This window comes from Monashia sp. HAY1-2A (assembly GCF_056755315.1).
The window spans coordinates 1-238 of record NZ_JBNDHY010000752.1; the positions used below are offsets into that span (position 1 = coordinate 1).

General features: G+C 62.2%; 1 protein-coding gene. It reads right to left on the reverse strand.

What is annotated here, in order from left to right:
* Window positions 1-82 precede the first annotated feature (82 nt).
* Window positions 83-238, reverse strand: a 156-nt coding sequence (locus tag ACPYOM_RS23790) for an SDR family oxidoreductase (protein WP_481347874.1), incomplete at its 5' end; no start/stop codon positions are given.

The window sequence follows — 238 nt, forward strand, 5'->3', positions numbered from 1 at the left end:
GCCAGGGGGATGTCCTCGATCCGAAGATCACCTTTGCCGTGGGCTACAACGGCAGGACCGGATGCAGGGAGATTGAGGCTCATCAGACCACCACCGTCATTCCGCCGTCGACGAAGATCGTTTGGCCGTTCACGAAGTTCGATGCCTGCGATGCGAGCCATACGGTGGGTCCGGCGAGGTCTGCCGTGGTTCCCCACCTGTTGGCCGGGGTACGGCCCAGGATCCAGGAGTTGAAGTC